The following is a 13,668-nucleotide window of genomic DNA, read 5'->3' as shown; positions in this document are numbered from 1 at the left end:
GAGCCCGGCGCCCCGGGCACGCGTCGTTCAGGACGACTCGGTGATGCCCGCCTCGGCGGCCACGGCGTCCGCGGGCACCTTCCCGGCGGACGCCCGGTCCTCCCCGGCCGGCTCCGGCGCCTGCCCGGCCGTGACGGCCGGGGGGCGCGGCTCGCCGGGGGTCGGCTTCTCCATGGAGATCTTCAGCTCCTCGCCCACGACGGTCGGGGCCGGGCCGGGCGGTTCGTGGTCCGCCCCACCCGCTTCCCGCGGCTCCGGTCCCGCGTCGGCGGGCACCGACCGCGGCGGCAGCAGCTCCAGCACCGCCTGCCGGTGGGACTCGGCGGTCGCGTCGTCGTACGGGTTCGGCGTGGCCGGCACCTGCAGGCGCAGCACCGGCCCGGTGCCCAGCCGGGCGTAGCCGCGGCCGGGCGGGACCTCGTCGACGGTGCTGGTGGGCGGGGGCGCGCCGAGCGCGGCGGCGAGCTGCTCCGCCGTCGCCGGGCCGAGGACCACGCGCGCGCGGGTGTGCTGCCGCACCGCGTCGCCGAGGTGGTGCAGGCAGTCGAGCTGTTCGGCGACCACCACGGTGACGTTCGCCGGCCGGCCGTGCCGCAGCGGGACCTGGAGCAGGGACTGCGGGTCCGGCTCGCCGTCGGCCGCCGCCAGGTGCGTGAAGGTGCTGGGGCGGTCGAGCAGCAGCCACAGGGGCCGGCGGGTGTCCTCGGGCGGCGGGTCGCCCGCCTCGTGCGCCCGGTTCGCGGCGATCAGCCGCCGCTCGGTCTCCCGCGCCGCCCACTCCAGCGAGGTGCGCGCGCCGGCGGGGCCGCACTCGACGGCCAGCACGCCGTCCCGTCCGGTCAGGCAGGCGTACTCGCCGGTGCCGCCGCCGTCGATGATCACCACGTCGCCGTGCCGGAGGGCCTGCAGGGCGATGGAGCGCAGCAGCGTGGAGGTGCCGCTGCCCGGCTGGCCGGCCGCCAGCAGGTGCGGCTCGGTGGAGCGGATGCCGGTGCGCCACACGACGGGGGGCACGTCGCGCTGCTCGGCACCGTGGGCCAGCGGCAGTGTGCGCCGGACCCGGCTGGGGTCGGTCAGGCCCAGCACCGTCTCGCCCGGTGCCGTGACGAAACGCTGCGCGGCCACATCGGTGGGCAGCGGGTCCAGGACGCGCACGGTGAGCCGGTTGCCCTCCTCGTCCCAGTCGAAGTGGTACTCGCGGCAGCGCCCCGACTTGGCGGCGAGCAGGTGCTCGATCCGGGCCCGCGCCTCCGGTTCGCCGTCGGGGAAGTAGGCGGGGTAGGCGATCACCAGATGGGAGATCCGGCCGGTGCCGTCGAACTCGTACTCCGGGAAGGCGCTCTCCCACGGCCCGCCGTGCAGGTAGAGCGGCTCCGGGTCGTCGGCGGCCGAGAAGCAGGGCACGAGGGCCTCGTAGAGGGACTTCAGTCGCTGGACCTGTGACGGGTCGGGGCCCTCGGGAGCCTGTGGGGTGCGGTCCCGGCCCTGCCAGGCCGCCGCCGCCATCAGGGTGATGCCCGCGAGGAGCGGGCCGTACGGCACCAGGGCCACCACCAGGATCAGTGACGCCACCAGGAAGAGCAGCGCGCCGCGCTTGTCCTTGGGGGTGTCGGCCCATCTGCGCCGTCCGGCCGAGGCCAGCCGGCGCAGACCGCGCGTGATCGTGATCAGCGGGTGGAGGACGTCGGTGGCGCTGTCGGCCGCCGTCCGGGCCAGCTCCCGGCTCCGGGCGAGCTGTGCGCTGCCGTTGCTCAGGATGCGGGGGAGGGGGCGCCGGGCCACTGCTGTCTCCAGGGGGTGCGTACGGGCGGGGCGGGGGTGGGGCGGCTCAGAACTTGATGCCGCCGAGCAGGCTGGCGAGGCTCTCGCCGCCGGCCTTGATGCTCGGCGCGATGGCCGTACTGGCCAGGTAGAAGCCGAAGAGCATCGCCACGATGGCGTGCACCGGCTTCAGTCCGTCCTTGCGGCAGAAGATGAACAGGACGATGCCGAGCAGGACGACGCCGGAGATCGAGAGGATCATGTGAGTTCTCCTGGTTTGCGGGGACAGTCACCATGAGTACTTCCAGGATCACAGAATGTATCTATACGATTAAAGGTGCAAGTGGGTGATTTACGGGCTTTTTCGCCCATCGGGCCGAGTGTCCGGGAGGCACCCGCGCGGGTCCGGGTGCGCGTGGCCCCGTCCCCGGTGATCTTTATCTCGGGCACCCCGGCCCATGTGCCGCGTGAGCCAGTACCCTGGCGATTCACCCGTACGACCGCACCCCTCGCAGCCGTACGCCCTGTCCCACCCGTACGACGTGATCCGCAGTGAGAGGCGGTCCGGCCGATGACCGAAGCCTTCGACCCAGGGGTCGTGGAGCTGGCGACCAAGATCTTCCAGCTTGCCCGGAGCGGGCGGGCCGACGACCTCGCGGCCTACGTGGACGCCGGCGTTCCGGCCAACCTCACCAACGACCGGGGCGACTCGCTCGTGATGCTCGCCGCCTACCACGGCCACCCCGAGGCGGTGCGCGTGCTCCTGGAGCGGGGCGCCGACGCAGACCGCGTCAACGACCGGGGCCAGACGCCCCTCGCCGGAGCGGTCTTCAAGGGGGAGACCGAAGTGATCGACGCCCTCCTGGAGGCCGGCGCCGATCCCACGCTCGGCACCCCCTCGGCCGTGGACACGGCCCGGATGTTCGAACGGACGGAACTGCTGGAGCGGTTCGGCGCGCGCTGAGACGGGCGCGCCGGACGGGACGCACGAGGACGACGGGGGAGGCGGTACGGGGCCGCCGGTATTTCGGTCGCGGCGGATGTGACCGCCGGGTCATCATGACGACGTGATTCACGGACGCGATGGCCGGGCAGGTCCTGCCGCACCGCGCGGGCCGTGACGCGGCCCGTATGGGCCACCGACGAGAGGCAGAGGAACATGGTCTACAGCAAGCAGGAAACGGCGGGCGCCCCGACGTGTTGTCACGCGGCCAGGTAAAGCACGTCCCCCGGTTGCGTCGACGCTTGATGTGAGGCTGTTTCCCATGTTCGATCCGGACATAGCGCCCAGCGGTACGCTGCTCGGCCTGCTCCAGCGAGGTCGCGGCGACGGCACGCTCCACGCGCTCACCGCGCCGCGCCCCGAAGCGCTCGCGGCCCTCAACCACTGCGTGCTCAACGACCCGCGCCACGACTGGCAGCTCGAGAACCGCTCCCTCTACTACGCCCGCCTCTGCCTCGACCTGCGCGCCGACCTGGACGCCGTCGAGGCCCACCTCTTCGGCCCCGAGGACGTCCTGGACACCGACGAGACCCGCACCGGGCTCGCCCTCGCCGTCCTCGGCCACCTCGCCTCCTACGGCAGGCCGGACGCCCTCCACCTGCTGCGCAGGTACGCCGCCCACGGCTCCAACTGGGCCTGGGCCCTGGACGAACTCGCCCTGCGCGACGACGACGCCGGGCTGCGCGCCCTCGCCCAGCCCGTGCTCGACCGGTTCGGCACCGACCCCGAGGGGGAGGCGGAACTCGCCTCCACCGTCCGGGACGCCTTCGAACCCCGGCCCTGGCGCCTGTGGGCCGACGACCCCCGCCCCGCGGTCTCCGGCCGGGTGCGCGCCGCCCAGGAGGCGGGGTGCTTCGACCGCTGGCAGCGGCAGATGCGCCCCACCGGACCCCGCCCCGGCTGGAGCGTCCGCGCGGTGTTCGACTGGGCCGAGGAGGGCCTGCAGCGCGGCGCCGCCCTCGACGTCCCCGCCGCCCGCTGCCTGGCCGCCGTCGCGGGCCCCGACGACCGGCCCGACATCCTCCGGGCCGCCGACGACGGCACCGACGGCGCCCGGTGCACCGCCCTGAGGTACCTCGCCGACCACCACGACCCCGACGCGCTCACCCTGATCGAGCGCGCCGTCGCCACCGGCCCGGCGGTCGTCGCCGACGCCGCGGTCGACGCCTTCGAACGCATGCGGAGCCTCGCCGCCGTCGACCGGGCCCGCCGCTGGGCCGGCCGGCCCGACCGGCTCGGCGCCGCCGCCGGACGCGTCCTCGCCTGCCGGGGCGGCGTCCACGACCGCGACCAGGTCCTGGCCGCGCTCCGCGAGGCGGTCCGCGGCGAAGGCCCCGACGCGACCTCCCTGCTCACCCTCGTCGACGGCGCCGGCCGCCTCGGCATCACCTGCGCGGCCCCCGTGCTGCGCCACGTCTACCGCGAGACCGCCTCGTCCCATCTGCGCGGCCGGACCGCCCGCGCCCTGGCCGCCACCGACCCCTCCTTCGCCGCCGGCCTCGCCGTCGAGTGCCTCTGGGACTGCGAGGAGTCCACCCGCGAGATCGCCGCCCGCCACGCCGGGACCGGTGACACCCGCGTCGTCGAGCGCCTGCGCCGCCTGGCGGCCGATCCGGCCGAGGAGGCCGAGGTGCAGACCGCGGTCCGCAGCCGCATCGGACCCGAGGAGCCCGCCGTGTGACGGGCGCGCCCCTCGCGGCTGCCCTGCGGGGTCAGGGGCGGCGGCGCACCGCGACGAACCGGACCGGCGTCCCGGGTGCCGCCTGGGCGGCGGCCGGGAGGTCGGCCGGACGCACCACCGCGATCACCGGGTAGCCCCCGGTCGTCGGATGGTCGGCCAGGAACACCACCGGCGTCCCGTCGGGCGGCACCTGCACCGCCCCCAGCACCATCCCCTCGCTCGGCAACTCCTCCGTGCGGGCCCGCTCCAGCGCCGGCCCGGTCGTGCGCAGCCCGATCCGGTTGCTCGCGGACGAGACCCGGTACGTCCGGGACGTGAAGGTCCGCACCGCCTCCGGGGTGAACCAGTCGTCCCGGGGGCCGGGTGTCACCCGCAGCACCAGTTCGCCGGGGGGCGCGGGCAGCGGGGCGACGTCCACGCGCGCGGCGGGCGCCGCCGGGGAGCCCAGCGGCAGCACCGCACCGTCCGACAGGGGCGCCGGGCCGAGCCCGGAGAGCAGGTCCGTCGAACGGCTGCCGAGCACCGGATCGACGGCGATCCCGCCGGAGACGCCCACGTAGGAGCGCACCCCGGCGCGGGCGGGGCCCACCTCCAGCACCTCCCCGGCCCGCACCCGGACCGGCGCCCCCCACGCGGCCGGGCGGCCGTCGACGGTGACCGCGCAGGGCGCGCCGGCCACCGCCACGGTCACGGTCGACCGCGGGCGCAGCGCGCAGCCGGTGACGGTGCTCTCCAGCACCGCCGCGTCCCCGGGGTTGCCGACCAGCCGGTTGACCAGCGCCGCGGCGGGCGCGTCCAGCGCCCCCGAGCGCGGCACGCCGAGGTGGGCGTGGCCGGGCCGGCCGCGGTCCTGCACCGTGGTGAGCGCCCCGGCCCGCACCACGGCGAGCGCACGGTCCGTCATGCGGCACCTGCCGGGGCGGCGTTGCCTGCGGTGGCGGTCGTGCCTGCGGTGGCTGCGGTGCGTGGCGTGTCTGCGGTGCGTGCGGTGCGTGCCGTGTCTGTGGCGCCGGGCGCCTCCGGCGCGTCCGGCTCGTTCGGCGCGTCCGCCGGGTCTCGGGTCTCCCCGTCCCCGTCGGGACGCTCCGGTGCGGGGGCTTCCGCGTCGACCGGGACGAAGCGCACCCGGGTGCCCGGGGTCAGCAGCGCGGCGGGCTCGCGCTCCGGGTCCCACAGCGGCAGGTCCGTCGTGCCGATCAGCTGCCAGCCGCCCGGCGACGTCCTCGGGTACACGCCCGTGTACGGCCCCGCCAGCGCCACCGACCCCGCCGGTACCGCCGTGCGCGGGGTCGCCCGGCGCGGGGTGTCGTACCGCGCGGGCAGTCCCGTGAGGTATCCGAAGCCGGGCGCGAAGCCGCAGAAGGCCACCCGGAACGTGCAGCCCGCGTGGATCCGGGCCGCCTCCCGGGGCGACACCCCCCAGTGCGCCGCGACCTCGGCGAGATCCGGGCCGTCGTAGCGCACCGGGACCTCGACCGTGCGCCGCGCGGGAGGCGCCACGGGGGAGGGCCGGGCGCGGGCCAGTTCGGCGGCCAGCCCGGCCGGGTCGGTCAGGCCGTCCAGCAGGACCGTACGGGCGGCCGGCACGATCTCACGGACCGTCAGCGTGCCGTCCGCCCGACGGCGCAGCAGTTCGGCGTGCAGCGCCTGGGCCTCCTCGCCCGTGGAGACCTCGACGAGCAGGGCGTCCGTACCCACCGGCAGCACGTTCACGCGAACGCCTCCAGCCGCACCCCGGCCCCCTCCAGCCGCTCCCGCACCAGCCGCGCCAGTTCCACCGCCCCGGCCGTGTCGCCGTGCAGGCACAGGGAGCGCGCCCGTACCTCGATCCGCCGCCCCGACAGCGTCTCCACCCGCCCCGAGCGGGCGAGTTCCACGGAGCGGGCCGCCACGGCCGCCGGCTCGGTGACCAGGGCGCCGCTCTCCCCGCGCGGGACGAGTGTGCCCTCGTCGGTGTAGGCGCGGTCGGCGAACGCCTCCGGGACCGTGGGCAGGCCCGCCTTGGCCGCCACCTCCAGCAGCCGGGAGCCGGGCAGACCGAGCACGGGCAGCGTGGCGTCCGCCAGCAGGACGCCGTCGACGACGGCACCGGCCTGGTCCTCGTCGTGCACGACCCGGTTGTAGAGCGCGCCGTGCGGCTTGACGTAGGACACGCGGCTGCCGGCCGCGCGGGCGAAGACCTCCAGGGCGCCGATCTGGTAGGCGACCTCGGCCGCCAGTTCGGCGGGCGGCACGTCCATCGCGCGCCGCCCGAAGCCGGCCAGGTCGCGGTAGGCGACCTGGGCGCCGATCCGCACCCCCCGCTCGGCGGCGAGGTCGCACACCCGGCGCATGGTGGCGGGGTCCCCGGCGTGGAAGCCGCAGGCCACGTTGGCGCTGGTGACCACCGACAACAGCCGGTCGTCGTCGGTGAGGTGCCAGCGGCCGAAGCCTTCGCCGAGGTCGGCGTTGAGATCGATCAAGGTCATGGGTTCTTCGTTCTTCCTTCGGGACGGGACGGGGCGGGGCGGGGCGGGGCGGGGGAGGTGGCGGGAGATGGGTCCGGCGGTCGGGACGAGGCGGGGCCCGGGGCGGGGGTGCGGCGGGCGGGCTCACCCGGGGCGTGGTCGGTGGCCCCCGCCCGCCGTTCCGACCACGGCTCGATGGCCCGCGCCCGCCGCCCCGCCGGGGCTCGGGGGCCCCGGGTCCACTGCCCCGCCGTTGCTCGGTGGCGCGCCGGGCGGCGGGTCATATCACCCGGTACCGGTCGTCGCGGGCGTCCGTGACGAACATGTGGCCCGGCGCGTGCGTGAGGGCGAACGGCGGCCGGGAGGCCGTCAACGCGGCCTGCGGGGTCACCCCGCAGGCCCAGAACACCGGGATGTCGTCGGCCTCGGCGTCCACCGCCTCGCCGAAGTCCGGGCGGTTCAGGTCGACGATGCCCAGGCCCGCGGGGTCACCGCAGTGCACGGGCCCGCCGTGCGCGGCCGGCAGGAGGCTGCTCTCCCGGATCGCCGCCGCGAGGTGGCGGGGCGGCACCGGCCGCATCGAGACCACCAGCGGACCGCTCAGCCGGCCGGCCGGGCGGCACTGCCGGTCGGTCACGTACATGGGCACGTTGCGCCCCTGCTCCACGTGCCGGACGGGCACACCCGCCGCCGTCAGGGCCCACTCGAAGGTGAAGCTGCACCCGATGAGGAACGAGACCAGGTCGCCGCGCCAGTACGCGCGCACGTCGGTCGGCTCGTCGACCAGCTCGCCGTGCTCCCACACCCGGTAGCGGGGCAGGTCGGTCCGCAGGTCCGCGCCGTCCGCGAGGACGGTGGTGACGGCCCCGGCGTCGGTCACGTCCAGCACCGGACACGGCTGGGGGTTGCGCTGGCAGAACAGCAGCATGTCGTACGCCCAGTCCGCCGGCACCGAGATCAGGTTCGCCTGGGTGTGGCCCTCGGCGACCCCGGCGGTCGCGCCCACCAGACCGTCCCGCATCCGGGCGCGGGCCGCCGCCGGGCTCCAGCCGCGCGCCTGCTCGTCGGCCAGGACCACCGGACGGTCGTCCGCGGCGGTCGTGATGCCCTCGCCCCGGCGGACCGCCGGGCGGCCGTCAGCCGGCCGCCCGGTGGACCGGGGCGCGGTGGCCGTGTCCGGCCGCTTCCCGGTGCGGTTCACACCAGCTCCTTCCCGCGCGTCTCCGGCAGTCCCAGCAGCGCCAGCGCCGCGAGGCCGTAACCGATCGCGCCGAAGACCAGCGCGCCGCCCACGCCCCAGCTGTCGGCGAGGAAGCCGACCGTCGTCGGGAACACCGCGCCCACCGCGCGCCCGGTGTTGTAGGTGAAGCCCTGCCCGGTGCCGCGCACCGCCGTCGGGTACAGCTCGCTGAGGTAGGAGCCGAAACCGCTGAAGATCGCCGACATGCAGAACCCGAGGGGGAAGCCGAGCACCAGGACGAGGGTGTCCGCGCCGCTCGGCAGGTTCGCGTACGCCAGGATGCAGACGGCCGACAGCAGGGCGAACAGCCATATGTTGCGCCGCCGCCCGAGCCGGTCCGTCAGATACCCGCCGGTCAGGTACCCGAGGAACGCGCCCGAGATCAGGAACGTCAGGTAGCCGCCGGTACCGACGACCGACAGGTCCCGCTCGGTCTTCAGGTACGTCGGCACCCAGGTCGCCAGGGTGTAGTACCCGCCCTGGACGCCCGTGGAGAGCAGCACGGCGAAGACGGTGGTGCGCAGCAGCCCCGGGGCCCCCGGCCGGCCGGGACGGAGGATCACCGCGAACGAGCCCCTCTGCGGGCTCCGTTCGCGCGCGGCGGCCGCCTCCGGCGCGTCCTGCACGCTGCGCCGGACCCACACCACGAGCAGGGCGGGCAGGGCGCCGGTCCAGAACATGACCCGCCAGGCCAGGTCGTGGTCGAGCAGCGAGAAGATGACCGTGTACACCACCACGGACAGGGCCCAGCCGACGGCCCAGGAGCTCTGGATCGCGCCCAGCGTGCGTCCCCGGTGCTTGGCGCTCGCGTACTCGGCGACCAGGATCGCGCCGACCGCCCACTCACCGCCGAAGCCCAGGCCCTGGAGTGCGCGGAAGACCAGCAGGGTCTCGTAGTTGGGGGCGAATCCGCAGGCGACGGTGAACACCGCGTACGTGATCACGGTCAGCAGGAGGGCCTTGACCCGGCCGATCCGGTCCGCCAGGACCCCGGCGAGGGCGCCGCCCACGGCGGAGACCACCAGGGTCACGGTGGTGAGCAACCCCGTCTGGGAGCTGGTCAGACCGAAGTAGGCGGACAGCGCGACCATCGTCAGCGGCAGCGTGAAGTAGTCGTAGGAGTCGAGGGCGTAGCCGCCGAACGCGCCGCCGAAGGCGCGCCGGCCGCGCGGTCCCAGGGCCCGCAGCCAGCCGAACGGCCCGTCGTCGGGGGCGGGTTCGGCCGGGGCGGGGTGCGGCTTGCCGGTGAGGGTCCGGGGCGGAGGGGTCGTGCTCATGAGCACCTCGCAGGGTGAGGAGGACGTGCGGAGGGTGGTGATGAGCGGGTCGGGCGGAACGTGCGCGTGCGGCAGCCGTGGGTGCCGTGGGTGCCACGGGTGCGCCGTCCCGGCGCGGGACGGCTTCGTGCGGGACGACGATGTGCGGGGCGGCTTCGTGCGGGTGCCGCCGGGTGGTGACGTCGGGTGGTGACGGTGTGCGGTGACGCTGCGGAGCAAAGTAGAGGATCGTTGAACGATCCTTCAATACCCCCGTTGTCTCGCCGTCCCTCATACGATTGAATTCCGGGCATGGCGGAGCAGCTGAGCGGACTGGCCGACGACCGTGCCCTGCTGGGCCGGACCAGTACCGCGGAGCGGGTGTCGGACATCCTCAGGAGCCGGATCGCCGACGGCTACTTCCCGCCCGGGACGCGGCTCTCGGAGGACAGCATCGGCGGTGCGCTCGGTGTGTCCCGCAACACACTGCGCGAGGCGTTCCGGCTGCTCACGCACGAGAGGCTGCTCGTCCACGAGTTGAACCGGGGCGTGTTCGTGCGCGTGCTGGCGGTCGAGGACGTCGAGGACATCTACCGCACCCGGCGGCTCGTCGAGTGTGCCGTCGTGCGTGGCCTCGGCGACCCGCCCCACCCGCTCGACGCGCTCGCCGCGGCGGTGGAGGAGGGGCGTGCGGCGGCCCACGAAGGTGACTGGAAAGCAGTGGGTACGGCCAATATCCACTTCCACAGCGAGCTGGTGGCCCTGGCCGGCAGCGAGCGCACCGACGAGCTGATGCGCAGCGTCTTCGCCGAACTCCGGCTGGCCTTCCATGTGGTGGACGAGCCGCGGCGACTGCACGAACCGTACATCGCCCGCAATGTCGCGATACTCCAGGCTTTGCGAGCAGGGGAGACCCGGCGCGCCGAGGAGTTGCTGGCCGGGTACCTCGACGACTCGCTGGAACGGGTGGTGGAGGTCTACCGACGCCGGGTCGGGGACGACGGGCGGGCTTGAGCCGGGTCGAGGGTGACGGCCGGGCGGGCTGAGCCGCTTCGGGGACGACGGCCGGGCCGCTCGGGGGACGGCGGGCTGGCGGACGGAGTCGGGTCGGTCGGTCTGGCGGCCGGGCGGCGGACTGAGCCGGGGAGTCCCGCCGTCCGTACCGACTGAGCCGGGCAGAGGGGCGCGGGCAGGGCCGAGAGCGGCGGGCCGTGGCAGTCCGGGGCGGGGTGGCCCCGGGGCGAGGGGCCCGGGGCGGCTCGGGTGGACGGATCGGGCCCGCGCGGAGGTGTGGGTCCGGGGCCGCCGGGGCCGGGAGCAGCGGGGGTCGGCGGCCGGTGGCCCGCGGCGGCGCGGCCGGGAAGCCGGGGTCTCGCGCGGCGCGCGACCCGAGAGGGAACCGGGTGCGCGACCGGCCGTGCGACAACCGTGACGGCGGGGCGCATCTGCCTCGTTTGGGTCCTTGTCAGACCGAGGATCTAGTCTGTGCACCGTGACTTCGCCAGCATCGACGGACAGCGTTCCGCCCCAGCTCAGCGCGGGGCCGCGGCCCGCGCCGGGCCCGGCCGCCGACGAAGGGCTGGCGCGGCGGCTGCGCGCGCTCGCGTGCACCGCCCCACTGCACGACCTCGACGCCCGCAAGGCCAACCTGGCCGGCGAGTACTCGGTGTACGGCATGGCGGAGATCGCCCTCGCCGCCATCGACCTGGTCACCCTGAACATGGACTTCGACACGGGCGCCGACCACGACCAGATAGTGGCCCGGCTGATCCCGCGCATCGCCGCCCAGGCCCCGCGGCGGCCCGCCGCCGAACACGAGCGGGTGGCGTGCTGGGTTTTGGAGAACCTGATCAACGTCGGCAGCGTCGACCGGGGCTTCCGCGCGGTGTACGGCGTGTTCGGGGCGGACGGCACCTACGTCCGCCGGGACTACGACTTCAAGCTGATCGAGGAGGTGCCCGGCCCGGGCGGCACCGTCTACCTGCGGACCACCGACGAGGCGGTGAACGTCCTCGTCGGCGCCCTGGACACCGACGTCACCAGCGCCCAGATCGCCGCCGAGGTCAAACTGGAGGTGCTGATCAGCCGGGGCCGGCTGGCCGACGCCCAACTGGCCGCCGAGCAGGCCCGTTACCGGACCGTGCAGTACAGCGAGTCCCTGCGCAGGGCGCTGGACGCCACCCGGCGCAACGTCCGCGCGGTCGACTGGCTGAGCGCCGTGCCGGACATGATCGCGGAGGCCCTCGACCACGTGGCGGACCGGTACCGCCACGAGAACGCCATCCTCACCAACATCCGCAAGGCCCGCGACGAGTCGGAGGACCCCGAGCACAAGCGGCGCGCCGCCGAACTGGTCGACATCGTCAAGGACTGCATCCGGCGCCACACCCAGCTGCAGTCCCGGCTGCTGGAGGCCGGCCCCCTCTTCCGTGCCGAACAGGACCGGCAGGCCTTCGCCACGCCCACCGCCACCTCCGGCACCGACCTGTACGGACACCTGCTCTCCCCGCTGCTCCCGCTGCCCGTGGAGCGGGCGGTCCGGGTCACCGACGCCTTCTTCGCCCACGGCACCGGACTGCGCACCCCCGTGTCGGTGCGCCTCGTCGACCTCGTCGACCTCCTGCTGACCCCGCCCGTCGAACGGGAGCACCTCGGCGCCGAGATGCCCGAGCCCGACCTGATCGCCACCCCGGACGACAGCCGCTTCAGCGAGGAACAGCTGGCCGCCGCGACCGCGCTGCTGGACCTGCCCGCCGACGCGCCCCGCAGACTCTCCGGGCTGCTCGCCGACGCCCGCCGCCAGGACCCCGAACTGCCCTATCTGGTCGCGCTGCTGGCCGTGCACGCCGCCAGCCCTCCGGTCGGGACCGCCTACCGCCAGGGCGAGCGGACCCTGCTGTTCGCCGTCGACGACGGCACCGAACTCGACGACCCCGAGTTCGGTGGCGCCGACCTCATCGTCGGTACCGCACTGCTGGACGCGGCGGGCATGGCGGCGGACCGGACGGAGGCCGCGTGAACCGCCCTTCGCCGCTGCCCCGGCCACTGTCGTCTTTGCCTGCCGGGCAATCCCGGTCCGTGCAGCAGTCCCTTGAGGAGCTTCGGTCCGTGCAGCCGTGCCCTGGGCAGCTCAGGTCCGTGCCGTCCTCCCCCGGACAGCTCCGGTCCGTCCCGCCGCTGTGGGGGCCGGCCCGCCTCCGGCTGCCGCCTCCCGGGCACGCCCGACTGCTGCCGCCTCCCGGGCAGGCCCGCCCGCTGTCGTCGCCGGTCCCCCCGCTGCCGTCTTCCTCCGGGCCGTCGCGAACCGGCCGCGTCCCCGTCGGGCGCGCCGGCCGCGTCGGCTCGCCCCACCGCGCCGACCCCCACACCCACACCGAGGAGCCCCGACCGTGACCGAGCATGCCGAGTGGAGTGACACCGAGACCGGTGCGGTGCCCGCCGGCGGCGCCGTCACACCCGCCGACGCCGCCGACGCGGCACGGCTCGTCGCCTTCGGCCTCCAGCCCAAGCTGCAGCCCGCCCGCGACCAGGAGTACGCGGACCTGTTGCGCCGTTACCGCGAGGACCCGCCGTTCGCGCGGCTCGCCGACGCCGTGGCCACCGGCCTAGGACTGGTCGTGCTGGAGGTGTCGCCCCGCGCGGGCATGGCCGTGACCGCGGCCGAGGACTCGGTGTTCGCCGTCCGCATGGGCGACTACGCGCGCCGCACCTCCGCCGACGGCGGCGACCGCTTCCTGCACGGACTCGCCCACCTCGCCGTCGCCGCCCTCGCCTTCCCCCGCCCCGAGGACCTCGCCGACGACGGATACATCGGGCGGGTCACGGTCAACGGCGTGGACGCCTTCGTCCGCCAGGCCTGCCACCGGCTGGAGGAACGGGCCGCCGAACAGGGCGAGATCACCGACCCGGCGAGCGACGCGCCCGGCCTGGAGGCCGCCTGGCGGGTGTGGGCCCGGCGCAGCGCGACCGGTGCCACCAAGGACGCCCGCCGGCTCTCCGGCTCCACCACCGGCATCGTCGCCAAGGCCGTCACCTTCCTCACCGACTCCGGCTTCCTGCAGCGCACCGGCGACGACGGCGGCGGCACCTACCGCACCACGGCCCGCTACCAGCTCCAGGTGCGCGACATGGCCGGCAGCGCCGCCCTCGCCGAACTGCTGGACCTGGGCGTCGTCCCGGTCACCGACGGCACCCCCACCCTGCTGCCCGCCGAGGACGGGGACGACCTGCACCTCGTCGCCGACGCCGGCCTGCCGTTCCACTCCGCCTGACCGCCTGAC

General features: G+C 75.4%; 11 protein-coding genes and 1 pseudogene. 5 read left to right on the top strand and 7 right to left on the bottom strand.

The window, feature by feature from the left end; all coding sequences use genetic code 11:
* Nucleotides 1-27: 27 nt before the first annotated feature.
* The gene (locus AC02VZ_RS07755; RefSeq protein ID WP_476474922.1) at nucleotides 28-1,782 is read right to left on the bottom strand and encodes a hypothetical protein; all 1,755 of its coding nucleotides are present in this window, start codon (nucleotides 1,780-1,782) and stop codon (nucleotides 28-30) included.
* Nucleotides 1,783-1,828: 46 nt separating this feature from the next.
* Nucleotides 1,829-2,023, bottom strand: coding sequence for a hypothetical protein (locus AC02VZ_RS07750; protein ID WP_362093474.1), 195 nt, complete (start codon nucleotides 2,021-2,023; stop codon nucleotides 1,829-1,831).
* 309 nt (nucleotides 2,024-2,332) lie between these two features.
* Between AC02VZ_RS07750 and AC02VZ_RS07745 the strand changes: the two genes are divergently transcribed.
* Both AC02VZ_RS07745 and AC02VZ_RS07740 read left to right on the top strand, forming a co-directional pair.
* Nucleotides 2,333-2,725 carry an ankyrin repeat domain-containing protein gene (locus AC02VZ_RS07745; RefSeq protein WP_432056391.1) on the top strand — a complete coding sequence of 131 codons (393 nt, stop codon included), beginning with the start codon at nucleotides 2,333-2,335 and terminating at the stop codon, nucleotides 2,723-2,725.
* A 301-nt stretch (nucleotides 2,726-3,026) separates the two neighbouring features.
* Nucleotides 3,027-4,445, top strand: a complete 1,419-nt coding sequence (locus AC02VZ_RS07740) for a HEAT repeat domain-containing protein (protein WP_432056390.1) — start codon at nucleotides 3,027-3,029, stop codon at nucleotides 4,443-4,445.
* 31 nt (nucleotides 4,446-4,476) lie between these two features.
* Here the strand turns inward: AC02VZ_RS07740 and AC02VZ_RS07735 are convergent, their stop codons facing one another.
* The 5 genes and pseudogenes from AC02VZ_RS07735 to AC02VZ_RS07715 all read right to left on the bottom strand — a co-directional run bounded on the left by AC02VZ_RS07735 (nucleotide 4,477) and on the right by AC02VZ_RS07715 (nucleotide 9,409).
* Nucleotides 4,477-5,349, bottom strand: a complete 873-nt coding sequence (locus AC02VZ_RS07735; RefSeq protein ID WP_476474921.1) for a 5-oxoprolinase subunit C family protein — start codon at nucleotides 5,347-5,349, stop codon at nucleotides 4,477-4,479.
* A gap of 200 nt (nucleotides 5,350-5,549) precedes the next feature.
* Nucleotides 5,550-6,158 (bottom strand): annotated as a pseudogene (gene pxpB, locus AC02VZ_RS07730) (5-oxoprolinase subunit PxpB); the annotation flags it as partial.
* Nucleotides 6,155-6,913: a LamB/YcsF family protein gene (locus AC02VZ_RS07725; RefSeq protein ID WP_432056388.1), complete on the bottom strand. Its 759-nt coding sequence runs from the start codon at nucleotides 6,911-6,913 to the stop codon at nucleotides 6,155-6,157. The pseudogene pxpB and the gene AC02VZ_RS07725, both read right to left, overlap by 4 nt.
* Nucleotides 6,914-7,172: 259 nt before the next feature.
* Nucleotides 7,173-7,997 carry a putative hydro-lyase gene (locus tag AC02VZ_RS07720; RefSeq protein WP_432056428.1) on the bottom strand — a complete coding sequence of 275 codons (825 nt, stop codon included), beginning with the start codon at nucleotides 7,995-7,997 and terminating at the stop codon, nucleotides 7,173-7,175.
* Between the two features lie 92 nt (nucleotides 7,998-8,089).
* Nucleotides 8,090-9,409: an MFS transporter gene (locus AC02VZ_RS07715; RefSeq protein WP_432056387.1), complete on the bottom strand. Its 1,320-nt coding sequence runs from the start codon at nucleotides 9,407-9,409 to the stop codon at nucleotides 8,090-8,092.
* A gap of 291 nt (nucleotides 9,410-9,700) precedes the next feature.
* On the opposite strand from AC02VZ_RS07715, the gene AC02VZ_RS07710 reads away from it, so the two are divergent.
* The 3 genes from AC02VZ_RS07710 to AC02VZ_RS07700 all read left to right on the top strand — a co-directional run bounded on the left by AC02VZ_RS07710 (nucleotide 9,701) and on the right by AC02VZ_RS07700 (nucleotide 13,659).
* Nucleotides 9,701-10,402, top strand: coding sequence for a GntR family transcriptional regulator (locus AC02VZ_RS07710; RefSeq protein WP_476474920.1), 702 nt, complete (start codon nucleotides 9,701-9,703; stop codon nucleotides 10,400-10,402).
* Between the two features lie 478 nt (nucleotides 10,403-10,880).
* Nucleotides 10,881-12,407, top strand: a complete 1,527-nt coding sequence (locus AC02VZ_RS07705; protein ID WP_432056385.1) for a hypothetical protein — start codon at nucleotides 10,881-10,883, stop codon at nucleotides 12,405-12,407.
* 370 nt (nucleotides 12,408-12,777) lie between these two features.
* Nucleotides 12,778-13,659 carry a hypothetical protein gene (locus AC02VZ_RS07700; protein WP_476474919.1) on the top strand — a complete coding sequence of 294 codons (882 nt, stop codon included), beginning with the start codon at nucleotides 12,778-12,780 and terminating at the stop codon, nucleotides 13,657-13,659.
* The last annotated feature ends 9 nt before the right edge of the window (nucleotides 13,660-13,668 follow it).

It is taken from the genome of Streptomyces sp. 3-6 (genome assembly GCF_056323165.1).
Note: the sequence above shows the minus strand (reverse complement) of the source record. Positions and strands in the feature narration are given on the sequence as shown.

Bases quoted from the DNA above. Each gene is read 5' to 3' on its own strand.
- AC02VZ_RS07740 (WP_432056390.1), top strand. From the start codon at position 3,027: ATGTTCGATCCGGACATAGCGCCCAGCGGTACGCTGCTCGGCCTGCTC.
- AC02VZ_RS07725 (WP_432056388.1), bottom strand. From the start codon at position 6,913: ATGACCTTGATCGATCTCAACGCCGACCTCGGCGAAGGCTTCGGCCGC.
- AC02VZ_RS07735 (WP_476474921.1), bottom strand. From the start codon at position 5,349: ATGACGGACCGTGCGCTCGCCGTGGTGCGGGCCGGGGCGCTCACCACG.
- AC02VZ_RS07750 (WP_362093474.1), bottom strand. From the start codon at position 2,023: ATGATCCTCTCGATCTCCGGCGTCGTCCTGCTCGGCATCGTCCTGTTC.
- AC02VZ_RS07710 (WP_476474920.1), top strand. From the start codon at position 9,701: ATGGCGGAGCAGCTGAGCGGACTGGCCGACGACCGTGCCCTGCTGGGC.
- AC02VZ_RS07715 (WP_432056387.1), bottom strand. From the start codon at position 9,409: ATGAGCACGACCCCTCCGCCCCGGACCCTCACCGGCAAGCCGCACCCC.
- AC02VZ_RS07745 (WP_432056391.1), top strand. From the start codon at position 2,333: ATGACCGAAGCCTTCGACCCAGGGGTCGTGGAGCTGGCGACCAAGATC.